Origin of the sequence: Streptomyces sp. Tu 3180 (assembly GCF_009852415.1) — a bacterium.
Classification (GTDB): domain Bacteria; phylum Actinomycetota; class Actinomycetes; order Streptomycetales; family Streptomycetaceae; genus Streptomyces.
In genome coordinates this window covers 896,178-919,994 of record NZ_WOXS01000002.1, presented here as the reverse complement: position 1 = coordinate 919,994, position 23,817 = coordinate 896,178, and the positions used below count along the sequence as shown (strand labels likewise).

Annotated in this window: 21 protein-coding genes; 10 read left to right on the top strand and 11 right to left on the bottom strand. The window is 73.3% G+C overall.

What is annotated here, in order from left to right; genetic code table 11:
• Nucleotides 1-151: 151 nt before the first annotated feature.
• Entirely contained in the window at nucleotides 152-385 is a 234-nt protein-coding gene (locus GL259_RS05015) for a DUF6480 family protein (protein ID WP_159529533.1), read from the top strand.
• Nucleotides 386-468: 83 nt separating this feature from the next.
• Here GL259_RS05015 and GL259_RS05010 read toward each other — a convergent pair whose 3' ends face one another.
• From GL259_RS05010 to GL259_RS04985, 6 genes are all read right to left on the bottom strand, one after another.
• Nucleotides 469-1,557 (bottom strand): glutamate--cysteine ligase, encoded by a 1,089-nt coding sequence (locus tag GL259_RS05010; RefSeq protein WP_159529531.1) that lies wholly within the window; start codon nucleotides 1,555-1,557, stop codon nucleotides 469-471.
• A gap of 108 nt (nucleotides 1,558-1,665) precedes the next feature.
• Nucleotides 1,666-3,891: a 1,4-alpha-glucan branching enzyme gene (glgB, locus tag GL259_RS05005; protein ID WP_159529529.1), complete on the bottom strand. Its 2,226-nt coding sequence runs from the start codon at nucleotides 3,889-3,891 to the stop codon at nucleotides 1,666-1,668.
• 4 nt (nucleotides 3,892-3,895) lie between these two features.
• Complete coding sequence (locus tag GL259_RS05000) at nucleotides 3,896-5,254, bottom strand: maltokinase (protein WP_159529527.1); 1,359 nt, start codon at nucleotides 5,252-5,254, stop codon at nucleotides 3,896-3,898.
• A gap of 28 nt (nucleotides 5,255-5,282) precedes the next feature.
• Entirely contained in the window at nucleotides 5,283-7,001 is a 1,719-nt protein-coding gene (gene treS / locus GL259_RS04995; RefSeq protein WP_159529525.1) for a maltose alpha-D-glucosyltransferase, read from the bottom strand.
• A complete protein-coding gene (locus GL259_RS04990; RefSeq protein WP_159529523.1) occupies nucleotides 6,998-8,995 on the bottom strand; it encodes an alpha-1,4-glucan--maltose-1-phosphate maltosyltransferase in 1,998 nt (665 codons plus the stop codon). The genes treS and GL259_RS04990 overlap by 4 nt, the downstream gene beginning before the upstream one ends.
• A 75-nt stretch (nucleotides 8,996-9,070) precedes the next feature.
• Nucleotides 9,071-9,370 carry a DUF5133 domain-containing protein gene (locus tag GL259_RS04985; RefSeq protein ID WP_159529521.1) on the bottom strand — a complete coding sequence of 100 codons (300 nt, stop codon included), beginning with the start codon at nucleotides 9,368-9,370 and terminating at the stop codon, nucleotides 9,071-9,073.
• A 339-nt stretch (nucleotides 9,371-9,709) separates the two neighbouring features.
• Between GL259_RS04985 and GL259_RS04980 the strand changes: the two genes are divergently transcribed.
• Entirely contained in the window at nucleotides 9,710-10,222 is a 513-nt protein-coding gene (locus tag GL259_RS04980) for a pep a2 (protein ID WP_159529519.1), read from the top strand.
• Complete coding sequence (glgX, locus tag GL259_RS04975) at nucleotides 10,219-12,372, top strand: glycogen debranching protein GlgX (protein ID WP_159529517.1); 2,154 nt, start codon at nucleotides 10,219-10,221, stop codon at nucleotides 12,370-12,372. Before GL259_RS04980 ends, glgX begins: the two co-directional genes overlap by 4 nt.
• A 35-nt stretch (nucleotides 12,373-12,407) precedes the next feature.
• On the opposite strand, the gene GL259_RS04970 is transcribed toward glgX, so the two are convergent.
• Nucleotides 12,408-13,211: a VOC family protein gene (locus tag GL259_RS04970; RefSeq protein WP_159529515.1), complete on the bottom strand. Its 804-nt coding sequence runs from the start codon at nucleotides 13,209-13,211 to the stop codon at nucleotides 12,408-12,410.
• A 246-nt stretch (nucleotides 13,212-13,457) separates the two neighbouring features.
• On the opposite strand from GL259_RS04970, the gene GL259_RS04965 reads away from it, so the two are divergent.
• On the top strand, nucleotides 13,458-13,784 hold the full coding sequence (locus tag GL259_RS04965) for an ANTAR domain-containing protein (protein WP_159538402.1): 327 nt from the start codon (nucleotides 13,458-13,460) through the stop codon (nucleotides 13,782-13,784).
• 21 nt (nucleotides 13,785-13,805) lie between these two features.
• Here the strand turns inward: GL259_RS04965 and GL259_RS04960 are convergent, their stop codons facing one another.
• The gene (locus GL259_RS04960; protein ID WP_159529513.1) at nucleotides 13,806-14,597 is read right to left on the bottom strand and encodes an RNA polymerase sigma factor SigF; all 792 of its coding nucleotides are present in this window, start codon (nucleotides 14,595-14,597) and stop codon (nucleotides 13,806-13,808) included.
• A gap of 496 nt (nucleotides 14,598-15,093) precedes the next feature.
• Here GL259_RS04960 and GL259_RS04955 point away from each other — a divergent pair, with 496 nt between their 5' ends.
• Nucleotides 15,094-15,615 (top strand): hypothetical protein, encoded by a 522-nt coding sequence (locus tag GL259_RS04955; protein WP_159529511.1) that lies wholly within the window; start codon nucleotides 15,094-15,096, stop codon nucleotides 15,613-15,615.
• A 7-nt stretch (nucleotides 15,616-15,622) separates the two neighbouring features.
• Here GL259_RS04955 and hemC read toward each other — a convergent pair whose 3' ends face one another.
• Both hemC and GL259_RS04945 read right to left on the bottom strand, forming a co-directional pair.
• Nucleotides 15,623-16,558 carry a hydroxymethylbilane synthase gene (gene hemC / locus GL259_RS04950; protein ID WP_159529509.1) on the bottom strand — a complete coding sequence of 312 codons (936 nt, stop codon included), beginning with the start codon at nucleotides 16,556-16,558 and terminating at the stop codon, nucleotides 15,623-15,625.
• A gap of 119 nt (nucleotides 16,559-16,677) precedes the next feature.
• Nucleotides 16,678-17,454: an NPP1 family protein gene (locus tag GL259_RS04945; protein ID WP_159529507.1), complete on the bottom strand. Its 777-nt coding sequence runs from the start codon at nucleotides 17,452-17,454 to the stop codon at nucleotides 16,678-16,680.
• Nucleotides 17,455-17,957: 503 nt separating this feature from the next.
• On the opposite strand from GL259_RS04945, the gene GL259_RS04940 reads away from it, so the two are divergent.
• The gene (locus GL259_RS04940) at nucleotides 17,958-18,464 is read left to right on the top strand and encodes a MarR family transcriptional regulator (RefSeq protein ID WP_159529505.1); all 507 of its coding nucleotides are present in this window, start codon (nucleotides 17,958-17,960) and stop codon (nucleotides 18,462-18,464) included.
• Nucleotides 18,465-18,471: 7 nt separating this feature from the next.
• On the opposite strand, the gene GL259_RS04935 is transcribed toward GL259_RS04940, so the two are convergent.
• Nucleotides 18,472-19,611 (bottom strand): MFS transporter, encoded by a 1,140-nt coding sequence (locus GL259_RS04935; protein ID WP_159538400.1) that lies wholly within the window; start codon nucleotides 19,609-19,611, stop codon nucleotides 18,472-18,474.
• A gap of 102 nt (nucleotides 19,612-19,713) precedes the next feature.
• Here GL259_RS04935 and GL259_RS04930 point away from each other — a divergent pair, with 102 nt between their 5' ends.
• The 4 genes from GL259_RS04930 to GL259_RS04915 all read left to right on the top strand — a co-directional run bounded on the left by GL259_RS04930 (nucleotide 19,714) and on the right by GL259_RS04915 (nucleotide 23,780).
• A complete protein-coding gene (locus tag GL259_RS04930; RefSeq protein ID WP_159529503.1) occupies nucleotides 19,714-20,460 on the top strand; it encodes a helix-turn-helix transcriptional regulator in 747 nt (248 codons plus the stop codon).
• Between the two features lie 75 nt (nucleotides 20,461-20,535).
• The gene (locus GL259_RS04925; RefSeq protein ID WP_159529501.1) at nucleotides 20,536-20,916 is read left to right on the top strand and encodes a hypothetical protein; all 381 of its coding nucleotides are present in this window, start codon (nucleotides 20,536-20,538) and stop codon (nucleotides 20,914-20,916) included.
• Entirely contained in the window at nucleotides 20,913-21,380 is a 468-nt protein-coding gene (locus GL259_RS04920; protein WP_159529499.1) for a peroxiredoxin, read from the top strand. Before GL259_RS04925 ends, GL259_RS04920 begins: the two co-directional genes overlap by 4 nt.
• A 60-nt stretch (nucleotides 21,381-21,440) precedes the next feature.
• Nucleotides 21,441-23,780, top strand: coding sequence for a SpoIIE family protein phosphatase (locus GL259_RS04915; protein ID WP_159529497.1), 2,340 nt, complete (start codon nucleotides 21,441-21,443; stop codon nucleotides 23,778-23,780).
• Nucleotides 23,781-23,817: the final 37 nt, after the last annotated feature.

Below are 23,817 nucleotides of genomic sequence, written 5' to 3'. Positions count from 1 at the left end.
ACTGCTCCTGACGTGTACGGGGTGTGACTCGGCCGACGGGCACCGTCATCGGCGGTGCCTGAATGTAGCCGAGCCGGAGCGCTCCGGGGCCGGGATCACGACAACTGTTCCCACACTGATGATCTCGGCGGTATCGGGGGACCCGGACGGCATGAAACACGTCAGTCCAGACCCCGAACCCGAACGCAGCACCGGCCTCGAACCGGGCGGCGGCGTCCCCCCGGGCGAGACCCCGCCCGTCGAGAGCAGCATGCCCGAGGCCGGCCCCCGGGAGACCCACAACCCTCCCAAGGGCTGGGCCAAGGCGCCCCTGACCCTGATCCTCGTCCTCGTCGCGCTGGTCGCGGCCTTCTTCCTCGCCTACGCCCTCGTGCTCATCCTCTGAGGACCCGCCCGCCGGGAGGCCGGCCCCGCGGATCCGTCCGACAAGAGCCCGCCCCCCGGGCACCGGAGCGCCCGCGGGACGCCTCACCCCTGGGTGTGCCGCACGCACTCCGTGACGACGTCCCGCAGGCTTCCGGTGCGCTCCATCAGCTCGCGCTGCACCCGCGCCCCGTTGCCCTCGCGCAGCAGCCGGGCGCAGCCCTCGCGGGCCCGCTCCAGGTCCCCGAGGTCCTCCAGCGCCCCGGCGACGTGGTCGAGCAGGGCCCGCACCACCGCCTCGGCGGGCATGCGGCGCATGGTCGCCGGGTGCAGCAGCTCGCCCGTCAGCCCCGACCGGGCCGCCTGCCAGGCGGCCAGCCGCAGCAGGCTGACCCCGGGATCGAGCGGTTCCCGGCCGGCCTTCCACTCGCGTGCGGCGGTCTCCACCAGACCGCGGGCGAGGGTGGCGATCAGTCCCGCGGTCTCCGCATGCAGACAGACGTCGGAGACACGGATCTCCACCGTGGGGTACCGCTGGGACAGCCGCGCGTCGAAGTAGATCATCCCCTCGTCCAGGATGGTGCCGGTGGCCACCATGTCGGCGACCCGCCGGTGGTACCGCTCGGCCGAGCCGAAGAGTTCCGTCGGGCCGGCCGACGGCCAGCGCTGCCACACCCGGCTGCGGTAGCTGCCGTACCCCGAGTCCTTGCCCTGCCAGAACGGCGAGTTCGCGCTGAGCGCCGTCAGCACCGGCAGCCAGGGCCGCAGCCGGTCCACGACGCCGACGCCCTCCTCGTCGGACTCGACGGACACGTGGACGTGGCAGCCCAGGACGAGTTGCTCCCGGGTGGCGATGCCGTACTGCTCCTCCATCCACCGGTACCGCCGGTTCATCCCGATCGCGGGGCTGACCGGCAGCGGCGAGGTGGCGAGCGCGGCGACGGTGCAGCCGATCTCCCCGGCGTGCCCCGCGGCCTCCTTGCGGCAGCGGACGATCTCCGCGTGCAGGCTCTCCATCGAGGACTGCGGATGCGTGGCGAACTCCAGCATCTGCTCGTGCAGTTCCTTCTCGAAGACGTCCTGCTCCGCGTCGTCCCGCTCGGCACGGGCGAGCACCGCCGCGGACATCGCCCGCGGTTCACCCGTCTCCGGATCGACCAGGAGGAGCTCCTCCTCCACTCCGACGGTGCGCACGTGATGCCGCCTTTCTGTGACCTGCCGCGACGACGCCGAGATGCCCTCGGTCGTACGACCCCGGATGCCCCGCTCGGGGGCTCGGACACCTGGCGGTGCCGCCGGGCTTCACAGAGCGGTCGGAGCCAGCCACACCGTCGCGAGCGGCGGCAGGGTGAGCCGGAGGCAGCCCTCCTCGGGTTTGACCGGGTCCGGGTTCGTGACGTCCCCGCCGCCGTAGCGGGCCGCGTCGGTGTTCAGGACCTCCTGCCAGGCGACCACGTCGTCGCCCGCGTCGAGCCGGTAGTCGTGCCGGACCACGGGTGAGAAGTTCGACACCGCCAGCAGCGGCCGGCCCTCGGCGTCGAACCGCAGGAACGCGAAGACGTTGTCGTCGGCGGCGTCGACCGCGACCCAGCGGAAGCCGGACGGGTCGGTGTCGCGCTGCCACAGCGCCGGGGTCGCCCGGTAGCGCGCGTTGAGGTCGCGGACCAGGTCCCGCACCCCGCGGTGGTCACCCGCGGAGTGGTACCCGTCGTCGAGCAGCCACCACTCCGGCCCCTGCTTCTCGGACCACTCGGCGCCCTGCGCGAACTCCTGTCCCATGAACAGAAGTTGCTTGCCGGGGTGGGCCCACATGAAACCGAGGTAGGCGCGGACGTTCGCGCGCCGCTGCCACCAGTCGCCCGGCATCTTCGACACCAGCGCCTGCTTGCCGTGCACCACCTCGTCGTGCGAGATGGGCAGCACGTAGTTCTCGCTGTAGGCGTACACCATCGCGAAGGTCATCTCGTGGTGGTGGTACTTGCGGTGCACCGGCTCGTGGGAGACGTACTCCAGCGAGTCGTGCATCCAGCCCATGTTCCACTTCAGTCCGAACCCGAGGCCGCCGGCGTCGGTGGGCCGGGTCACCCCGCTCCACGCCGTGGACTCCTCCGCGATCGTCACCACACCGGGGCAGCGCCGGTAGACGGTCGCGTTCATCTCCTGCAGGAACGCCACCGCCGCCAGGTCCTCCCGGCCGCCGTACGCGTTGGGCTCCCACCCGCCGTCCTCGCGCGAGTAGTCGAGGTAGAGCATGGAGGCGACCGCGTCCACGCGCAGCCCGTCGATGTGGAACTCCTGGCACCAGTACACGGCGTTCGCGACGAGGAAGTTGCGCACCTCGGTGCGGGCGAAGTCGAAGGTGTACGTCCCCCAGTCCGGGTGCTCGGCGCGCCGGGAGTCCCCGGGCTCGTACAGCGGGTCCCCGTCGAACCGGGCCAGCGCCCAGTCGTCCTTCGGGAAGTGCGCCGGCACCCAGTCCATGATCACCCCGATCCCGGCCCGGTGCAGGGCGTCGACCAGGTACCTGAAGTCGTCGGGCGAGCCGAGCCGCGCGGTCGGCGCGTAGAAGCCGGTGACCTGGTAGCCCCAGGACGGGCCGAAGGGGTGCTCGGCGACCGGCATCAGCTCCACGTGGGTGAAGCCGAGGTCCCTGACGTACGCGGGCAGCACCTCGGCCAGCTCGCGGTAGGTCAGCCCGGGGCGCCAGGAGGGCAGGTGCACCTCGTACACCGAGAACGGCGCCTCGTGCACGGGCGTGGCGGCCCGCCGCGCGAACCACTCGGCGTCGCCCCACTCGTAGTGCGAGGCCGTCACGACGGACGCCGTGTCCGGCGGCTCCTCGGTGCGGCGGGCCATCGGGTCGGCCTTGAGGAACCGGTGGCCGTAGCGGGAGTGGATCTCGAACTTGTAGCGGGTGCCCTCGCCGACGCCCGGCAGGAACAGCTCCCACACCCCGGACGAGCCGAGCGAGCGCATCGGGAACGCGGTGCCGTCCCAGAACGTGAAGTCCGCGGCGAGCCGCACGCCCTGCGCGTTCGGCGCCCACACCGTGAAGCGGGTGCCGGCCACGCCCTGGTGCGTCATGGGGTGCGCGCCCAGTGCCGTCCACAGCTCCTCGTGCCGGCCCTCGCCGATCAGGTGCAGGTCGAGCTCGCCGAGCGCGGGCAGGAACCGGTACGGATCGTGGGTCTCCACGGGCTCGTCGTCCCCGTAGGTCACCGCCAGGGTGTACGTAGGGATCGCGTCCAGCGCCAGGACGCCGGAGAACAGGCCGTCGCCCTCCGGGACGAGCGGGGTGCGCCCGCCGTCGACGACCACGCTCACCTCGCGCGCGAAGGGCCGCAGCGCCCGGAAGGCGATCCCGCCGGGCACCGGATGGGCGCCGAGCAGCGCGTGCGGATCGTGGTGGGCGCCGGCCAGCAGGCGCCCCCGGTCGGCCGGGTCGAGGGCGGGCGCGGCCCGGTGGGCCGCGGTGGCGGACGGGACGGGCCCGGCCGGCTCGGGAAGCGGGGTGTCGCGCAGGGCCACGGCTTCAGTCTCCTCTCACGGCGAGGCGCTCGATCGCCGCCATGGGTACGGGCAGCCAGTCGGGTCGGTGCCGGGCCTCGTACAGCACCTCGTACACGGCCCGGTCCGTCTCGTAGGCGCGGAGCAGGCCGTGCTTCTTGCGCGGGTCCCAGCCGGCGCGGACCGCGTAGCCCGCGCAGTAGGCCTCACGGCAGCGACGCGCCCACTCCGGGCGCCAGGGGCGGCGCTGGCGGGCGGCGTAGTCGAAGGAGCGCAGCATCCCGGCGATGTCCCGCACGGGGGAGTGGGCGCTGCGCCGTTCGGTCAGCGGGCGGGACGGCTCGCCCTCGAAGTCGATGACGAACCACTCGCGTCCGGCCCGCAGCACCTGGCCCAGGTGCAGGTCGCCGTGGATGCGCTGGGCGGGCGGCCCGGGGTCGCAGGTGGTCAGCGCGGCGAAGGCGGCCCGCAGCCCCGGCACGAAGGGCTGGAGGGCGGGCACGCAGTGCGCCGCGGCCGTCAGCCGCTCGGTCATCCCCGCGGCCGTCCGCCTGTTCTCCCCGGGCGCGCCCACCGGGAAGGCCGAGGCCAGCGCCAGGTGCACGTCCGCCGTGGCCCGGCCCAGCGCGTGCGCCTGCGCGGTGAAGTCGTCACCGCCGGCGAGCGCGTCGAGGGCCAGCGTCCAGCCGTCGGAGGCGTTGCGCAGGTACGGCTGGAGCACGCCCAGCGTCGCCTTGAAGGGGTGCGTGGTGCGGAACCAGGCCACCGGGGCGGGGACGCGGTGGCAGCCCTGGCGGGCCAGCGCGCCCGGCACCTCCAGGTCGGGGTTGACGCCGGGCTGGATGCGCCGGAAGACCTTCAGGATGTACTCGTCGCCGTACACCAGCGAGGAGTTGGACTGCTCGGCGTCCAGCAGCCGCGGCACCAGGCCGGCCGGCACCTCCTGGGGCGCGTCGCACGCGAAGCGCAGCGGGCCCGACGCCCCGGGGCGGCGCAGCCGCTCCAGGAGCATCTGGGCCGCGCGCGGGTCGTGGAGGGCGTCGTAGACCGTCATGCCGGCCAGTTGTCCGTCCCGCACCCGGCCGATGAGCGCCCGGCCGAGGCGCGGCGAGGGGGTCTCCCGCACGCCGAGGAGGAGCTGGTAGCAGTCACCGGCCGGGGGGTTGCCCCCGGGGGCGGGCACGCCTCCGTGGCCGGCGTGGACCAGCACGTGCAGACAGCCCGGGAACAGTTCCGTCATCGACAGCACCCCGAGGTCGGTGACGGGCCGGTCCTTGCCGGCGAACCAGCGCTGTCGCGGCAGCCACTCGCGCAGCAGCCCGGTGAGTGACCCCGTGTGCTCGGCGGGCGCGCTGCGCGGGCGCAGGAATGCGGTCTTCGTCATGGTGACGCCTCCTCTCGCCGGCACACGCTCACAGTCGTCGGCCGGTGCGGGATGCGACTCGGGTGAGCCGGAACCAGTAGAAGCCGTGGCCCCCGAGGGTCAGCAGGTACGGCAGTTCGCCGATGGCGGGGAAGCGCACCCCGCCGAACAGTTCGACCGGATGGCGTCCGTCGAACTCACGCAGGTCGAGCTCGGTGGGTTGGGAGAACCGGGAGAAGTTGTGGACGCAGAGCACCAGGTCGTCCTCGTACTCGCGCAGGAAGGCGAGGACGGCGGGGTTGGAGGAGGGCAGTTCGGTGTAGGAGCCGAGACCGAAGGCCACGTTCTGCTTGCGGATCTCGATCATCCGGCGGGTCCAGTGCAGCAGCGAGGACGGCGAGGCCATGGACGCCTCGACGTTGGTGACCTGGTAGCCGTAGACCGGGTCCATGATCGTGGGCAGGAACAGCCGGCCGGGATCGGACGAGGAGAAGCCGGCGTTGCGGTCCGGGGTCCACTGCATCGGGGTGCGCACCGCGTCGCGGTCGCCGAGCCAGATGTTGTCGCCCATGCCGATCTCGTCGCCGTAGTACATCACCGGGGAGCCGGGCAGGGACAGCAGCAGGGCCGTGAACAGCTCGATCTGGTTGCGGTCGTTGTCCAGCAGCGGGGCCAGGCGGCGGCGGATGCCGATGTTGGCGCGCATGCGGGGGTCCTTGGCGTACTCGGCCCACATGTAGTCGCGCTCCTCGTCGGTGACCATCTCCAGGGTCAGCTCGTCGTGGTTGCGCAGGAAGATGCCCCACTGGCAGCCCGAGGGGATCGCGGGGGTCTTGGCCAGGATCTCGGAGACCGGGTAGCGCGACTCGCGGCGCACCGCCATGAAGATGCGGGGCATGACCGGGAAGTGGAACGCCATGTGGCACTCGTCGCCGCCGGAGCGGTAGTCGCCGAAGTAGTCGACGACGTCCTCCGGCCACTGGTTGGCCTCGGCGAGCAGCACGGTGTCCGGGTACTGGGCGTCGATCTCGCGCCGGACGCGCTTGAGGAACTCGTGCGTGGCCGGGAGGTTCTCGCAGTTGGTGCCCTCGGCCGCGTACAGGTACGGCACCGCGTCCAGGCGGAAGCCGTCGATGCCCAGGTCCAGCCAGAAGCGCAGGGCCGCCAGGATCTCCTCCTGGACGCGGGGGTTCTCGTAGTTGAGGTCCGGCTGGTGCGAGAAGAAGCGGTGGAAGTAGTACTGGCCCCGCACCGCGTCGTACGTCCAGTTCGACACCTCGGTGTCGACGAAGATGATCCGGGCGTCCTGGTAGCCCTTGTCGTCGTCGGCCCACACGTAGTAGTCGCCGTACGGCCCGTCGGGGTCCTTGCGCGACTCCTGGAACCACGGGTGCTGGTCGCTGGTGTGGTTCATGACGAAGTCGATGATCACGCGCATGCCGCGCTGGTGCGCGGAGTCGACGAACTCCACGAAGTCGGCCAGGTCGCCGAAGTCGGGCAGCACGGCGGTGTAGTCGGAGACGTCGTAGCCGCCGTCGCGCAGGGGCGACTTGAAGAAGGGCGGCAGCCACAGACAGTCGACGCCCAGCCACTGCAGGTAGTCCAGTTTGGCGGTCAGGCCCTTCAGGTCACCGATGCCGTCGCCGTTGCTGTCCTGGAAGGAGCGGACGAGCACCTCGTAGAAGACGGCGCGTTTGAACCACTCCGGGTCCCGGTCCTTGGCGGGGGTGTCCTCGAAGGTGTCCGGGACGGGTTCGTTGACGGTCATGGCGTTCCTCGCCCTCCGTTTCGCTGTGCGGCGGGCGGTCGCTGGACGTGCAGGACGTGTGCGGGAGCCCGCCCCGGCTCCAGCCGCACGTAGTCGGCCCTGCCCCAGTGGTGGGTCTCGCCGGTGAGCTCGTCGCGCACCGGCACCGACTCGTGCCAGTCCAGGCCGAGTTGCGGCATGTCCAACGAGACCGTGGCCTCCTGGGTGTGGTGGGGGTCGAGGTTGGCGACCACGAGCACGACGTCGTCACCGCTGCGCTTGCTGTACGCGATGACGGCGTCGTTGTCGGTTCCGTGGAAGCGGAGGTTCCTGAGGTGATGGAGCGCGGGGTGTGCCCGCCGGATGGTGTTGAGGCGGGTGAGGAGCGGGGCGATGGTGCGGCCCTCGCGTGCGGCCGCATCCCAGTCGCGGGGCTTGAGCTGGTACTTCTCGCTGTCGAGGTACTCCTCGCTGCCCTCGCGCAGCGGGGTGTTCTCGCACAGCTCGTAGCCGCTGTAGATGCCCCAGGCCGGCGAGAGGGTGGCGGCCAGCACCGCGCGGACCTCGAAGGCGGGCCGGCCGCCGTGCTGCAGGTAGGCGTGCAGGATGTCGGGGGTGTTGGCGAAGAGGTTGGGCCGCATGTAGCAGGCCGCCTCCCCGGACAGCTCGGTCAGGTACTCGGTCAGCTCCTGCTTGCTGTTGCGCCAGGTGAAGTAGGTGTAGGACTGCTGGAAGCCGATCTGCGCCAGGGTGTGCATCATCGCCGGGCGGGTGAACGCCTCCGCCAGGAAGATCACGTCCGGGTCGGTGCGGTTGATCTCGCCCAGCACCCGCTCCCAGAACACCACCGGCTTGGTGTGCGGGTTGTCCACCCGGAAGATCCGCACCCCCACCCCCATCCAGTGCCGCAGCACCCGGCAGGTCTCGGCGACCAGCCCCTCCAGGTCCGCGTCGAAGGCGATGGGGTAGATGTCCTGGTACTTCTTCGGCGGGTTCTCCGCGTAGGCGATCGACCCGTCCGGGCGGTGGTGGAACCACTCCGGGTGCTTGTGCACCCAGGGATGGTCCGGCGAGCACTGCAGCGCGAAGTCCAGTGCCACCTCCAGCCCCAGCCCGGCCGCCCGCCGGACGAACGCGGCGAAGTCCTCCAGGGTGCCCAGGCGCGGGTGCACCGCGTCGTGCCCGCCCTCCGGCGAGCCGATCGCCCAGGGCACGCCCACGTCGTCCGGCCCGGCGTCCAGGGTGTTGTTGGGGCCCTTGCGGAAGGTGGTGCCGATCGGGTGGATCGGCGGCAGGTAGACCACGTCGAAGCCCATCGCGGCGATCGCCGGCAGGCGCCGCGCGGCGGTCTCGAAGGTGCCGTGCGGCTGCTCGGGGGTGCCCTCGGAGCGCGGGAAGAACTCGTACCAGGACCCGAACAGCGCCCGCTCCCGCTCCACCAGCAGCGGCAGCGGCTCGCTGCTCGTGACCAGCTCCCGCAGCGGATGCCGGGCCAGCACCGCGTCCACCTCCGGCGTCAACGCCGCCGCCAGCCGGGTGGCACAGGGCAGGGAGTCGTCGCGCAGGGTCCGTGCCGCGGCGAGGACCACGTCCTGTCCGTCGTCCTGCGGGACCCCGGCGGCCGCCCGTTCGTGGAGATCGGCGCCCTCCTCCAGGACCAGACCGGCGTCGATGCCCGCCGGGACCTTGATGGTGGCGGTCCTGCGCCAGGTCGCCACGGGGTCGCCCCAGGCCTCGACGCGGTAGGTCCACCGGCCCACGGTGTCCGCCGCGACCTCCGCGCCCCACCGGTCCGTGCCGGGCGCCAGCTCCCGCATCCGGGTGAACGGCCCCGGGTGCCCCTCGGGGTCCTTCAGGACGACGTTGGCGGCCACCGCGTCGTGCCCCTCGCGAAAGAGAGTGGCCGTGACCTCGAACGGCTCGCCCACGACGGCTTTGGCCGGCCGCCGGCCGCACTCGACGGACGGCCGGACGTCCCGTACCGGGATGCGGCCGATGGTCCGGGTCGTCTTCATGGGTCTTGCACCTCCGCCGTGCTCGACGCCGGGCCGACGCCCGGTCGTGGGGACCAAACTGCGGCGGGAAGGCCCTTACCTTCCCGCCGGGGAGCGCCGCTTGGCCGTCGGCGGGCCCCGCCTGGCCGGGGCGGCCGGACGGGGCCGGTCGTTCTGTTCCTGCAGGTAGGTGACGAGGGGGGTGCGCAGGTACCGTTCGGCGGCGTCCGCCGCCTCCCGCGCGCAGCGCTTGCCCATCAGGACGCAGAGGGTGTAGCCGGAGTCCTCGAAGGTGGCCCGTACGGTGCGATCGGCCGGTGCGGCGAGCATCACGCGTTCCCAGGCCCGGTAGCGACGCAACTGCCGGGCAACTTCGGCTCTGGCGGGTAGCAGCATGGCGCCGTTCACCTTTCCGTGGCTCGATGGGGGCGCGTTGTCCCGGCGGTCGGGCGGAGGCCGTGCGCACGGGGGCACGGAACCGTAACGGCGATCGAGGTCTTACACATGGTGCACGGGTGATGACGCAACGTCTTGTTGGCTTTTCAATCACCCATGGCGGCCCGAGGCGTCCGCTCGCCGGCGGTCCCGTCCCGGTGGTGCGCTCGTGTTGCACGAATGGACCAACCCCCTCACGCTGAAGGTGACTCAGAAGCGATGACCGCTCGCGTTCCGTGTTCGGGGCCCGTCCCGCGAGGGCGAGGAGGAACGGAGCTTCGCGGTGAGGAGCCAACGACCATGAAGACCGCAGTGCCCTGCTACTACCACCTCGACGTGGAAGTCAGCCCGGAGAAGGTGGGACAGGTCAGCCGCATACTGGCCGCTCACCTGCGGTTCTGGGACCTCGAGAACCTGATGGAGCCCGTCTGCAGCGGCACCGAGATGCTGCTGCGGGCCATCGACGAGCACGCCACCGACAAGAACACGTCGATCGAGATGTGGTGGAACGGCCAGCACCTCATCACCGCCGTCGGTGACAACGACCGCGGCCTGCGCCCCGACCAGGAACTGCGCGGCTGCCTGGAGCACATCGCGGCGAGCAGCGACGGCTGGGGCTGCTGCGCCACCGAGACCGGCGGCAAGGTCATCTGGTTCTCGCAGCGCGCCCGCGCCGGCGAACGCGTCCCGCTGGTGCCGACCGCTCCCGACCCGCGCGAGAGCGAGGGCCTGGACGTGCCCCGCGAGGTGTCCGTCACCCAGCTGACCGGCCGGGTCCGCACGACGGACGGTGTCCTGGAGGAGACCCGGTGACCCGGTCGCGGAACCGGATAGGGGCGCCCGTGTGGAGCGGGCGCCCCTATCCGCTGGGTGCGGCCTTCGACGGGGAGGGCACCAACTTCGCCCTGTTCAGCGAGGTCGCCGAACGCGTCGAGCTGGTCCTGGTGGACGACCACGGCCGCCACGGCACGGTCCGGCTCACCGAGGTCGACGGCTTCGTGTGGCACGGCTACCTCCCCGGCGTCGGCCCCGGGCAGCGCTACGGCTACCGGGTGCACGGACCGTGGGCCCCGGCGGCCGGCCACCGCTGCAACCCGGCGAAGCTGCTCCTCGACCCCTACGCCACCGCGGTGGACGGACAGATCGACAACCACCCCTCGCTGTACGAACGCAGCCCGCACGGTCCCGATCCGGCCGACAGCGCCGGGCACACCGTGCTCGGCGTGGTGACCGATCCGGCCTTCGACTGGGGCGAGGACACCCGGCCCTGCCGCCCGTACGCGGACACCGTGATCTACGAGGCCCACGTCAAGGGCCTGACCCGCACCCATCCCGACGTGCCCGAGGAACTCCGCGGCACGTACGCCGGGCTCGCGCACCCCGCGGTCGTCGGGCACCTGACCTCGCTGGGCGTCACCGCGGTGGAGCTGATGCCGGTGCACCAGTTCGTCCAGGACGGCGTGCTCCAGGGCCGCGGCCTGGCCAACTACTGGGGCTACAACACCATCGGCTTCTTCGCCCCGCACAATGCCTACGCCGCCCGTGGCAGCCGCGGGCAGCAGGTCACCGAGTTCAAGGAGATGGTGCGCACCCTGCACGCGGCCGGGCTCGAGGTGATCCTCGACGTCGTCTACAACCACACCGCCGAGGGCAACGAGAAGGGCCCCACGCTCTCCTTCCGGGGCATCGACAACTCCTCGTACTACCGCCTGGTGGACGGCGACTGGTCGCACTACTACGACACCACCGGCACCGGCAACAGCCTGCTGATGCGCCACCCCTACGTGCTCCAGCTGATCATGGACTCGCTGCGGTACTGGATCACCGAGATGCACGTCGACGGCTTCCGCTTCGACCTCGCGGCCACCCTGGCCCGGCAGTTCCACGAGGTGGACCGGCTGTCGGCGTTCTTCGACCTGATCCAGCAGGACCCGGTGATCAGCCGCGTCAAGCTGATCGCCGAACCCTGGGACCTGGGCGAGGGCGGCTACCAGGTGGGCAACTTCCCGCCGCTGTGGTCGGAGTGGAACGGCAAGTACCGTGACGCCGTCCGGGACTTCTGGCGCGGCGAGGAGCACACCCTCGCCGAGTTCGCCTCCCGGCTGACCGGCTCCTCCGACCTGTACGCGCACAGCAGGCGCCGGCCGCGCGCCAGCGTCAACTTCGTCACCGCGCACGACGGTTTCACGCTGCGCGACCTCGTCTCGTACAACGACAAGCGCAACGAGGCCAACGGCGAGGGCAACCGGGACGGCGAGAGCGCCAACCGGTCCTGGAACTGCGGCGCGGAGGGCGACACCGACGACCCCGCCGTCCTCGAGCTGCGCGCCCGGCAGCAGCGCAACCTCCTCGCCACGCTGCTGCTGTCGCAGGGCATCCCGATGCTCTCCCACGGGGACGAACTGGGCCGCACCCAGCGCGGCAACAACAACGCCTACTGCCAGGACAACGAGACCTCCTGGATCGACTGGCGGCTGACCGGCGAACAGCGCGAGCTGCTGGACTTCACGCGAAGGCTCATCTCCCTGCGCCTCGCCCACCCCGTGCTGCGCCGGCGCCGCTTCTTCCGCGGCGAGACCGTGCGCCACGCGGACCAGCCGCTGCCCGACCTGGTGTGGCTGCTGCCCGACGCGCAGGAGATGACCGACGACGACTGGCGGCGCTCCGACGCCCACGCGATCGGCGCCTTCCTCAACGGCGACGCCATCGTCGAACCCGACCCCCGCGGCCGGCTGCTGGTCGACGACTCCTTCCTGCTGCTGCTCAACAGCCACTGGGAGGCGGTCGACTTCCGCCTGCCGGACGCCGCCTACGGCGAACGCTGGACGGCACTGATCGACACGGCCGATCCGGCCGGCGCCCCCGACGAGCGCGAGTACAAGGCCGGCACGGTCCTCACCGTGGACCCGCGCGCCCTGACGCTCCTGTCCCGTCCGTCCCGCCTGTCCCGCACACCACGGTGACCGGCGGCGGCCCGGCCGGAGGGGGCGCGCCCGGGTCAGCGTGCGCGGCGCGAGGTCACGGTGAACTGGGCGCCCTCGTTGTCGCGCAGGACGGCCTCGTCGTCGGTGAGGGACAGCACGCTGCCGCCGTGCTGCTCGGCCGTGCGGGCGCAGGCGGCCACGTCCTTCACGGCGAAGTGGACCTGCCAGTGCGGCCTGATCCGGGGATCGGGAGCCGACTCCACCGCCCCCGACTCGATGCGGGCCACCAGGTCCCCGCCGCTGCGCAGCACCACTTCCTCGCCCTCGTACTGGACCTCGCAGCACCCGGGCTTGTCGGACGCCCAGTCGAAGACCTGGCCGTAGAAGATCGCGGCGTCGAACGCGTCACGGGTGTGCAGCCTGACGAACGCCGGCTGCGCGCGGCGCCAGGTGGGCCAGTCGGTGAACAGCTCGCCCTCCCAGACGCCGAAGGTCGCCCCGTCCCGGTCGGCCAGCAGTGCCGCCCGCCCCGGGGCCAGGGAGATCGGGCCGACCGCCAGGGTGCCGCCGCGCTCCTGCACCCGCGCCACGGCCTCGTCGGCGCTGCGCACCGCGAAGTACGGCGTCCACGCCACCGCCATCTGCCACATGCCGGCGACCGCCGCGATGCCGGCCACCGGCGCGCCGTCGGCCAGGGCGATCCGGAACCGGTCGCCGAGGCGGACCGGCCGCCACTGCCAGCCGAGCACGGCCCCGTAGAACTCCTCGGTCGTCTCCACGTCACGGCTGGTCAGGCTCACCCAGCAGGGCGCCCCGAACACGGAGTGCGTCGAGAAGACGTCCGTCGCGCCGGCGGGGGAGGGCATGTCGTGGTTCATGGCAGTCGCGTCCTGATCTCGTCGGGCCTGGCAGCCACCGGCAATGCCCCCAGTGTCCGCCCTGTCCCGGTCCGGGCGCCTGCCGAGTACCCCGGCGGGAGTGCCGAAACGGTGCGCGGGGCCGCCCTCGGGCCGCCCCGGTGGCGCAGGGCGGGACGAGTGGCGACGATGGATGGATCGGACACTGGGTGAAGGCACTCAAGCACCATGCGAAGGCACCACGAGAGCGGCACACCGAACCCGGAGGTGACCATGCCCACGGACGGGGGCCCGGACCGCATCCTCCAGCTGGAGGAAGAGGTACAGCAGCTGAAGGACGCGGTCGTCTCGCACGCGGTGGTCGACCAGGCGATCGGCATGGTCGTCGCGATCGGGCGGGTCTCGCCCGATCAGGGGTGGACGGTGCTGAAGGAGGTGTCCCAGCGCACGAACATCAAGCTCCGCAGCGTCGCCGAGATGATCCTCGTCTGGGGGCGCACCGGACTCATGCCGGCCGAGGTACGGGCGGTGCTGGAGGACGTGCTGGACCGGTCCGGCCCGACCCAGATCCCGGGTGCGCCGCCGGAGCGCTGATCCGCCCGGCGGCGCACCCGTTCAGCCGGTCTCGGTCAGCAGTTCCTCGCGCAGGTGGGCGAAACAGCTGCTGAGCAGCCGGGAGACGTGCATCTGCGAGATGCCGAGCTGCTCGGCGATGGTGCTCTGCGTCATCCCCCGGAAGAACCGCAGGTAGAGGATGATCCGCTCGCGCTCCGGGAGCGCCTCGAGGCAGGGCCGGACCGCCACCCGGTCGACGACCGTGTCGAACGCCGGGTCCGGCCCGCCGACCGCGTCCCCGAGGGCGTAGCCGTCCGTGCCGGGCATCTCCGCCTCCAGCGACAGCGTGGAGAAGCACTCCAGCGCCTCCATGCCGGTCCGCACCTCGCTCTCCGTCAGCCGGGCGTACCCGGCGATCTCGGAGACCGTGGGGGGCCGCCCCGGAGTGGTCTGCGCCAGCTCCCTGACCGCGTGCCGCACGCGGTTGCGCAGGTCCTGCACCCGGCGCGGGACGTGCAGGGTCCACATGTGGTCACGGAAGTGGCGCTTGATCTCCCCGGTGATGGTCGGCACGGCGTACGCCTCGAAGGCGTTGCCGCGCGCCGGGTCGTAGTGGTCGACGGCCTTGACCAGACCGAGGGCCGCCACTTGGTACAGGTCCTCCAGAGCCTCACCGCGCCCCCGGAAACGGACCGCGATCCGTTCGGCCATGGGGAGCCAGGCCTCGACCAGCTCGTCGCGCAGCATCTTGCGCTCGGGCCCTTCTGGCAGCCGGGCCAGGCGTGCGAAGTCCCCGGCCGTGTCGGGGGCGTCGTCGTGGGGGTGCGGCTTCGTGGGACTGCCGGTACGCATGGTGCGCACCTCCCTGAACAGGTGCCGGGTGGACAGACACCGCGGGAAGCACTGACTCGGACCACGGCAGGCCCGGGGCCGGCGAGCCGGTTCCCGCGGACGTGCCTCCTGTCCGAAGCACTGAGATTTCTTTTCCCGTACCCCACCATTGTGAAACGGTTTCCCGAATTCGGCGGTCCGGCATTTCACGGGGTGCACGTTCCGGAACCGAGGCAATTCGCGGCGTGAATTCCCGGTGGCGGGACGGGCGGGCCGCACCCCGCCCGCCCCGCGGCGTGCCGGGCCGCTCCCGCGGCGCGCCGGTGATCACGGCACCGGAGTGATGTGCGGCACGCCGCCGCGGCGGGCGGGGCGGCCGGTCGGGGGGATTCCTCCAGCGCAGCGCTTGATCAACGATCAGATGGGGGCGAACTGCCTGACCACGGCGCATTCCGCTCATTTGACAGTGCCCTCGGCCCACAGATAGGAAGCAGCCACGGAAGTCGAGAGGTGCACTGTGTACGAGCCGAACGTGGTCGGGGACTGGCAGGAGTACGACGAGCATGCCGGTCTGCGGGTCCGCGTCCACCGTCTGGAGGCGGGCGAGCCGCCGCGCGGACGGGACGACGCCGCCGAGGGGCTGACGTATTTCAGTGTCCGGGTGACCGTCGAGAATCGCGGCGACAAGGCCGTCGGAATTCATCTCGAGGACGGACAGATCGACGTACGGATCGGTCCCGACGGGGAGAGCGCCTTCATCGACTGGCGCAACTCGCAGTTCATCGAGGGCTTCGACGTCTACCCGCTGCGCCGCGCCACCGCCGTGCTCTACGCGGCCGGCCCCGAGGCGGCCCTGAGCCACGTCGACGTCCAGGTGCAGCTGCGGGTGGACGAGGAGTGGACCGGCCGCCGGCTGTGGGCGGGCCGCGTCGGTGCGCACGAGAGCGCGGCCGGGACCCCCGTGGGCGCGTGCCGGGACAGCCTCGCGCACCAGGTGAGCGTCTTCCTGCAGGAGCAGGCGGAGGAGGGCACCGCCTGAGCCGGCGTCAGTGCGGGATGCCGTCGATGATCTCGCGGGCGCCCTGACGCAGCAGGGCCACGGCGACCGACGTGCCGAGCGTGGCCGGGTCGAGGCGGCCGGCCCACTCGTGCGCGTTCAGCCGGGTCTTGCCGTCCGGGGTGAAGACGCAGGCGCGCAGGGACAGTTCGCCGCTGCGGTCCACGCGTGCGTACCCCGCGATCGGGCTGTTGCAGTGCCCCTGCAGCACGTGCAGGAACATGCGCTCGGCGGTGGCCTCCCGGTGGGTGTCCGGGTGGCCGAGGGCGCTGATCGCGTCGATGAGGTCGGTGTCGCCCTCGCGGCACTGCAGCGCGAGGATGCCCGCGCCGATGGGCGGCATCATCACCTCGGGGGAGAGGACCTCGCTGATCACCTCGCTCCGGCCGATGCGCTCCAGGCCGGAGACCGCGAGCAGCAGGGCGTCCACCTCCCCGGCCGAGAGCTTCGCCAGCCGCCGGTTGGCGTTGCCGCGCAGCGGCACGCACCGCAGGTGCGGGTGGGTGGCGGACAGTTGGGCGACCCGGCGCACCGACGAGGTGCCGATCCGGGTGCCGGCCGGGAGCTCGTCCAGGGCGAGTCCGTCCGGGTGCACGAGGGCGTCCCGGACGTCGTCCCGCTCCAGGAACGCGGCGAACACCGTGCCCGCCGGGAGCGGCCGGTCGGCGGGCACGTCCTTGACGCAGTGCACCGCGACGTCCGCCTCACCGGCCAGCAGCGCGGCGTCCACCTCCTTGGTGAACGCGCCCTTGCCCTCCACCTTCGACAGATCGCCCAGCCACTTGTCCCCGGTCGTCCGCACGGGGACGACCTCGGTGCGCACACCGGGACGGGCGGCCGCCAACTCGGCCCGGACCCGGTCCACCTGGGCGAGCGCCATGGGGGAGTCGCGGGAGACGATACGGATCAGTTCGGGCAAGGACATGCCGACACGATAGACCCTCCCCGCCGCTTGCGTACCGGACGGACGAAGAAGGCGGGCCCGGCCTCGAGCCGTTCGGGAGCCCGGGCGGCGGGCCGTCCGGACTCCCGGCGCAAGTGCGGTCAGGCGTTCGGGTCGAACGGGATGCCCGCGGGCTTGGCCGCGGCGAGGTGGGAGGCGAAACTCCCGTCCTTCAGGCCGAAGTTGGCGCTGCCGAAGTCGTAGGAGACGAGCCTGTCCCGCAGTCCGGCCGGGTAGCCGTTCCAGCCGACCAGCGTCGGGTACTGCCAGCTGCCCTCGTGGTTCTCCGGCGGCTCGTCGCCCGCTCCCGCGAGGCGGAAGCAGTGCGTGCTGATGCCGTCCTTGTGATACACGATCTTCGGGTGCGTCCCGTCGAAACGGACCGCCGAGCGCGCGTGGATCGAGAACGAGCCGTGGTTGGACGTCGAGACGTACTGGGCGGTGTTGTTCTGCACCCACACCACGACGTGCTCCCAGTCGTGGCGGTGGCCCCCGAGGCTGGTGCCCGGCAGGGCCTGGTCCTTCTCGAAGTACAGGGCGTAGACGACGGCGCACCAGCCGTTGTTGCACTTGGAGCGCGCGTAGCCGTTGGTGTTGTCCAGGTCCGACGCGTCACGGCAGTTGCCGTTGAGGGCGCCGGTCGGATGGAGACCGGTGTTGACGGCGCCGTCCGGGCCGATCGCCGCTGTGGGGTAGCAGCCGTCGGTGTCGTAGTCGTAGGCGGGCTGGAACGTCTGCTCCAGGCTGTCGGCGTTGGCCGGCAGGGCGGGCGGCGGTGCGGCGAAGGCGGTGGCGGGGAAGGCGATGACCAGTGCGGCCGCACCGGCGAGGCCGGTCAGCCACCTCCTGCGGTGCGTGCGGAACGCGGTCGACGACACTGCGTCCTCCTCTTGACTCGGGCGCAGCCCAACGGCTGTGGGGGGCAAGGGAGTTCAGAATCACGGCTGCGTGCTTCCGTGCCAAGGGGGCCCAGGCGTACCGGTGGTGAAGCCCGGCCCAACACTCGACGAGGCCGGCGCCGGATCGGGAGGGTCGTCCGGAATGTCGACGTCCGCCGCCCGCCGGACCGCTCTGCGGGGGCGTGCGGGACCGCGGCGACCGGAAGCTCGTGCGCCGTGCTCGTCCGGGGCGGCACCCCGCCGTGCGGGACCGCGGGCACGTCACCGGGTGCGGCGACCCGGGCGGGGGTGCGGGGCGCGCGCCCGTACCGGGGGCGCGGCGCACCGCCGCCGTTCCCGGGGAGCGGTCACCGCGCGCCGGCCGGAACGCGCCCGCTCCCCGAGGGGGTGCGCCCGGACGGCGGCGGCGCGGGTCCGGACGCGGGCCGGCAGGGGCGTCCCGCAATTGATTGAGTTACGCAATGAGATGGTAAAATGGCCGCATGCCCACACCCTCGCTCCCCGACACGCCCGCCTCCGCGGAAGTGGCCGAGATCGAGCGTGCGCTCAGCCGCATCACCTATCTGATCTCGCGCGCCCGGCAGCACGAGCGGCTGACGGCCCTGGCGGGTGTGCCGCTGGACCGCGCCGCCCTCGCGCTGCTGCGGCAGATGGCCGACGTGGAGCCGATGCGGCCGGGGGAGCTGGCCGCCCGGCTGGGAGTGGAGGCCTCGCACGTCACCCGGACGGTGCAGCAACTGCAGAAGGCCGGCCACGTCACCCGCGTCCCGGACCCCGACGACCGCCGCGCCCAGCGCATCGAGCTCACCGGGACCGGCCGGCAGGCCATCGCCCGGATCCGCGAGACCGGGGCCCGGGCCATGCAGGTGGCGCTGGCCGACTGGTCCCCCGAGGACCTCAGGCAGCTCGCCACCCTCTTCCACCGCATGGTCGACGACCTCCTCGCCCACTCCGCCGACGAGGAGGCGGAAACCGCCCGGACCCCCTGACGCCGCCTCACCGCGGGTCCGTCCCCCGCGCCTTCGCGGGGACCGGGACGGGCTCGCGCAGCCCCCGCAGCAGGAGCCGCCCCAGCAGCGGCAGGGCGATCAGCGGCAGCAGGGCGGTGCGCAGCGAGGTCGCGTCGGCCAGCGCGCCGAGCGCCGGGGCCGCCAGTCCGCCGGCGCTCACCGCCAGCCCCAGCGTGACCCCGCTCGCGGTACCCACCCGCCGGGGCAGGAAGTCCTGGCCCAGGGTGATGTGCAGGGAGAACGGCACGTAGAGGCCGGCCGACGTCAGCGCCACGAACACGTACACCGCGGGTCCCGGCACCAGCGCCACCCCGGCGACCGCGAGGACGGTCAGCGCGTAGGAGCGGCGCACCACCGTGAGCCTGCCGTACCGCTCGGCGAGCCGGCCCCCGGCCACGGTGCCCACCGCGCCCCCGGCGTAGAGCAGGCACAGCGCGGCCGTGCCGGCCGCGTCCCCGCCGCCGGCGCGCTCACGGACGTACAGCGAGACGAACGCGCTCAGCCCGACGAAGACGACCGACCGGCAGACCACGGCACCGGACAGCCGCAGGAAGGACGGCCAGTCGTCCCGGCCGGCCGCCACCGGGGCGCCCCTGCCGGCCGTGCGGGACCCCGCCGGGCGCACGGCCGCCGCGCACAGCACGGCGCCCGCCAGGGCCGGGACCACCAGCAGCGGGGAGGCGCGCAGCCCGCCCACGGCGACCACGGCCGCGACGAGCGGCGGAGCCAGGGCGAAGCCCACGTTGCCGCCCAGGGAGAAGCGGCCCATCGCCGTGTGACTGCCGCCGGCCGCCGCACGCGCCGCGCGGGCCGCCTCCGGATGGTAGGCGGCCACGCCGACGCCGGAGACGGCCGTCACCGCCAGGGCCAGCGGGTAGGAGCCGGCGACCCCGCTGAGGGCGACCCCGGCTCCGGCGGCCAGCGCGCTCAGCGGCAGCAGCCACGGCATCGCCCACCGGTCGGTGAGCGCGCCGAACAGCGGCTGCACCAGGGAGGACACCAGGGAGGCGGCCAGGACGAGCCCCGAGGCGGCCGCGTAGGAGTAGGCGCGCTCGGCGACGAAGTACGGCACCAGGGCGGCCACGGTCCCCTGGTACACGTCGACGCACGCGTGCGCGAGGGTCATCAGCGTGATCGGGCGGCCCCGGCGCGGTGAAGGGAGGTCTGCGGTCACCCCACGATCCTCGGCGGGCGGCCGGCCGTCCTGCTTCCGATAATCTGCCGAGTTGTGTCGCACATCCGCCACGCCCCCACCGCCCCCACCCGCGCACGCCGGCTGACCGCGGGGGAGCGGATCGACGCGCACCGGCACGACGACCACCAGATCGTCTACGCCGGTTCCGGCGTCGTCGAAGTGACCACCGACGCGGGCACCTGGTTCGCGCCCGGCACCCGGGCCATCTGGGTCCCCGCCGGGACCGTGCACGCCCACCGGGCCCACGGCCGCCTCGAACTCCACCTGGTCGGGCTGCCCGCCGACGACAACCCGCCCGGCCTCCACTCCCCGGCCGTGCTCGCCGTCGGCCCGCTGCTGCGCGAACTGATCCTCGCGTACACCCGCGAACCCGCCGACGACAGCCCCGAACGCGCGCGCCTGCTCGCCGTCCTGCGGGACCGGCTGCGCGTCTCGCCGCAGCAGCCGCTGCGGCTGCCCGCACCGGCCGACCCGCGCCTCGCCGCGGTGTGCGCCCTCGTCCACGCCGACCCGGCCGACGGGCGCACCCTCGCCGCCCTCGGCGCGGCGACGGGGGTCGGCGAACGCACGCTCAGCAGGCTCTTCCGGCGCGAACTGGGCATGACCTTCCCGCAGTGGCGCACCCAGTCACGGCTCTACCACGCCCTGCGGATGCTGGCCGACGGACTGCCCGTGACCACGGTCGCGCACCGCTGCGGCTGGTCCTCCGCCAGCGCGTTCATCGACGTCTTCCGCCGTTCGCTGGGCTACACGCCGGGAACCCACCGCGGGCGGCCGTGACGTACGCGGGACCGGTGGCCCCCCACCTGCTTACCGCCCGGTAATATCGCGCCGCCGGTCGTCTGAGGAGGAACCATGGCCAGGTCCGAACGCTCGCCCCTGCTGCTCGCCGGCCTCCTGGCCGCCGCGGGCACCGCCCACTTCGCCGCCCCCCGCCGGTTCGACCCCCTCGTGCCGCGCTCCCTGCCCGGGTCGCCCCGGGCCTGGACCCACGCGAGCGGCGCCGCGGAGCTCGCGCTGGCCGCCGGCGTGGCGCTGCCCCGGACCCGCAGGGCCGCCGCGCTGGCCACGGCGGCCTTCTTCGTCGGGGTGTTCCCCGCCAACGTGAAGATGGCCGTCGACTGGCGGGACCGCCCCGCCCCGCAGAGGGCCGCGGCCCTCGGACGCCTGCCCCTGCAACTGCCGCTGGTGCTGTGGGCGCGCGGCGTCGCCAAGGGCGCGGAGGGCCGGTCGTGACCGGGCGGGTGGAGAAGGGCGACACGGTCGAGGACTTCGCGCTGCCGGACGAGACGGGCACCGTCCGCCGGCTGTCCGACCTGCTCGCCGAAGGGCCGGCGGTGCTGTTCTTCTACCCCGCCGCGCTGAGCCCCGGCTGCACCGCGCAGGCCTGCCGCTTCCGCGACCTGGCCGCCGAGTTCGCCGCGGTCGGCGCACGGCCGGTGGGCATCAGCGGGGACGCCGTCGAGCGGCAGGCGGAGTTCGCCGGACGGCACACCCTCGGCATGCCCCTGCTCTCCGACGCCGACGGCACGGTCCGCGAGCGGTTCGGCGTGAAGCGGGGGATCTCCCTGGCGCCGACCAGACGGGCCACGTTCGTCATGGGCCGGGACCGGACCGTCCTGGAGGCCGTGCGCAGCGAGCTGCGGATGAACGCGCACGCCGACCGGGCGCTCGCCGCGCTCCGCGACCACCGCGCGTGAGACCGCCCGGGGTGCCCGGCCGAGGTTGAGACGGGGCGGCGATGGGATGATCCTGGACCAATGGAGGACGCCTCCGCCGCGGTGGTCGTCGATGCCCGCGGCATCGTGACGGGGTGGAGCGAGGGTGCCCGGCGGCTGACCGGCCACCCGGCCGAGGAGGCCGTGGGACGGGCCGCACGGGAACTGCTCGCCGGGGACACGCCGTCCGGCGCACCGCCCGTTCCGTCGGGCGACGTGGTGCTGCGCCACCGCGACGGCCGGCCCGTACCGCTCCACCTGACGGTCTGCCCCGTGTCCGGCGCGGGCGACGCGCCGGGCGGGTACGTGATCACCGTCGGGCCGCCCGGACCCGTCGGGAGCCCCCTGGTGGGACAGGCCTTCCAGCAGGCGTCGATGGCGGTGTCCGTCCTCGACACCGAGCAGCGCTTCCTGCGGCTCAACGATCTCGCCCGCGAGGCGCTGGGCAGGTCCGAGGAGGACCTGCTCGGGCGCTCCTTCCTGGACGTCGTGGGGCGGACCGAGCGCACCCTGGGCCTCCACCGGCAGCTGCGCCGCGTCGCCGAGACCGGCGAGCCCCTGCACCACGAGAGCTTCGGCCGGGCGCCCGGCGACTCCCGGCTGCACGCCTGGAAGGTGGAGATGTGGCCGGTGCGGGGTCCCGCCGGCGAGGTCGTCGGCACCGCGATGGCGGGCTTCGACAGCACCGAGCAGCACCACGCCCGCCGGCGGCTGGCCCTGCTCAACGGGGCGGCCACCGCCATCGGCACCACCCTGGACGTCGTCCGGACCGCCGAGGAACTGGTGGAACTCCTGGTCCCGGGGTTCGCCGACTTCGCCGCCGTCGACCTGCTCGACTGGGCCCTCGGCACCGAGGAACCACCAGCTCTTCCGGACAGCGAGGCCCCGCTGCGCCGCGTGGCGCACCGCTTCGCCACCGGGGGCGCCCCCGGGACGGACGCGCCCCCCGGCCGGGCGGACGCGCACCCGCCCTCCTCCCCATCCGCGCGGGCACTGCGGGAGGGCAGGGCGGTGCTCGGACGCGCCGGCGAGCCGGACTTCGACCGGTGGATGCGCGAGCGCGGCGCACCGCGGCCGGTGGACGGTGTCCCGGCCCCCGCCGGCGTCCACTCGCTGCTGGCCGTGCCGCTGCGCGCCCGCGGCACGACGCTCGGCGTCGCGCTCGCCGTCCGCACCACCCACCCCGACCCGTACGTCCCGGACGACGCCGTCCTCGCCGAGGAACTCGCCGGCCGCGCCGCCGTCTGCGTCGACAACGCCCGCCGCTTCGCCCGCGAACGCGCCACCGCGCTGACGCTCCAGCACAGCCTGCTGCCGCGGGAACTGCCCGGGCAGGCGGCCGTCGAGGTCGCCCACCGCTATCTGCCCTCCGGGTCGGCGGCCGGCATCGGCGGCGACTGGTTCGACGTCATCCCGCTGGCCGGCAGCCGGGTCGCCCTGGTCGTGGGCGACGTCGTCGGTCACGGCATCCCCTCCACGGCGGCCATGGGCCGGCTGTGCACGGCCGTGCGCACCCTCGCCGACGTGGACCTCCCGCCCGACGAACTCCTCACGCACCTCGACGACCTGGTCACCCACCTCGCCGCCGGCCACCGCGACGACATGGGCGAGCTCGGCGCGACCTGCCTGTACGCCGTCTACGACCCCGTCTCGCGCCGGCTGGCCGCGGCCTCCGCCGGGCATCCCGCTCCCGCTCTCCTGCTGCCCGACGGCACGTGCCGGCTCGTCCCCCTGAGCGCGGGGCCGCCCCTGGGCGTCGGAGGGCTGCCGTTCGAGGTGACGGAGCTCCGGCTGCCCGAGGGCTCCGTCGTCGCCCTCTACACCGACGGCCTCGTCGAGGCCCCCGGCCGCGACATCGACCACGCCATCGAGGAGCTGCGCCGTGCCCTGGCGGTGCCCGCCGACTCGCTGGACTCCCTGTGCGACAGCGTGCTGAAGGCCGTACTGCCCGGGGAGCCCGGCGACGACGTGGCCCTGCTGCTGTCCCGCACCCGCGCGCTGGGCGCCGAGCAGGTGGCCACGAGGAACGTGCCGCCGGACCCCGCCGAGGTGCCCGCCGCCCGGCAGTGGGCCACCGAGCGGCTGACCGCGTGGGGGCTGGACGAGATCGCCTTCGTCACCGAACTCGTCGTCAGCGAGCTGGTCACCAACGCCATCCGGTACGGCGCGCCCCCCGTCCAGCTGCGGCTGATCCGCGACCGCACCCTGATCTGCGAGGTCGCCGACGCCAGCTCCACCTCACCGCACCTGCGCCGCGCCCACGCCTACGACGAGGGCGGCCGCGGCCTGCTGCTGGTGGCCCAGCTCACCCGGCGCTGGGGCAGCCGCCAGACCGACGGCGGCAAGACGATCTGGGCGGAGCAGCCGCTGCCGGACGGCTGATCCGCCGGGCCGCCGCTCACGTCCCGTCGCGGGGCCG

What these genes read in the sequence shown, in the direction of transcription:
- GL259_RS05015 (WP_159529533.1), top strand. Translation starts at nt 152, where the DNA reads ATGAAACACGTCAGTCCAGACCCCGAACCCGAACGCAGCACCGGCCTC.
- GL259_RS05000 (WP_159529527.1), bottom strand. Translation starts at nt 5,254, where the DNA reads ATGACGAAGACCGCATTCCTGCGCCCGCGCAGCGCGCCCGCCGAGCAC.
- GL259_RS04935 (WP_159538400.1), bottom strand. Translation starts at nt 19,611, where the DNA reads ATGACCCTCGCGCACGCGTGCGTCGACGTGTACCAGGGGACCGTGGCC.
- GL259_RS04915 (WP_159529497.1), top strand. Translation starts at nt 21,441, where the DNA reads ATGGAGGACGCCTCCGCCGCGGTGGTCGTCGATGCCCGCGGCATCGTG.
- GL259_RS04940 (WP_159529505.1), top strand. Translation starts at nt 17,958, where the DNA reads ATGCCCACACCCTCGCTCCCCGACACGCCCGCCTCCGCGGAAGTGGCC.
- treS (WP_159529525.1), bottom strand. Translation starts at nt 7,001, where the DNA reads ATGACCGTCAACGAACCCGTCCCGGACACCTTCGAGGACACCCCCGCC.
- GL259_RS04990 (WP_159529523.1), bottom strand. Translation starts at nt 8,995, where the DNA reads ATGAAGACGACCCGGACCATCGGCCGCATCCCGGTACGGGACGTCCGG.
- hemC (WP_159529509.1), bottom strand. Translation starts at nt 16,558, where the DNA reads ATGTCCTTGCCCGAACTGATCCGTATCGTCTCCCGCGACTCCCCCATG.
- GL259_RS04970 (WP_159529515.1), bottom strand. Translation starts at nt 13,211, where the DNA reads ATGAACCACGACATGCCCTCCCCCGCCGGCGCGACGGACGTCTTCTCG.
- GL259_RS04985 (WP_159529521.1), bottom strand. Translation starts at nt 9,370, where the DNA reads ATGCTGCTACCCGCCAGAGCCGAAGTTGCCCGGCAGTTGCGTCGCTAC.
- GL259_RS04980 (WP_159529519.1), top strand. Translation starts at nt 9,710, where the DNA reads ATGAAGACCGCAGTGCCCTGCTACTACCACCTCGACGTGGAAGTCAGC.
- GL259_RS04925 (WP_159529501.1), top strand. Translation starts at nt 20,536, where the DNA reads ATGGCCAGGTCCGAACGCTCGCCCCTGCTGCTCGCCGGCCTCCTGGCC.
- GL259_RS04960 (WP_159529513.1), bottom strand. Translation starts at nt 14,597, where the DNA reads ATGCGTACCGGCAGTCCCACGAAGCCGCACCCCCACGACGACGCCCCC.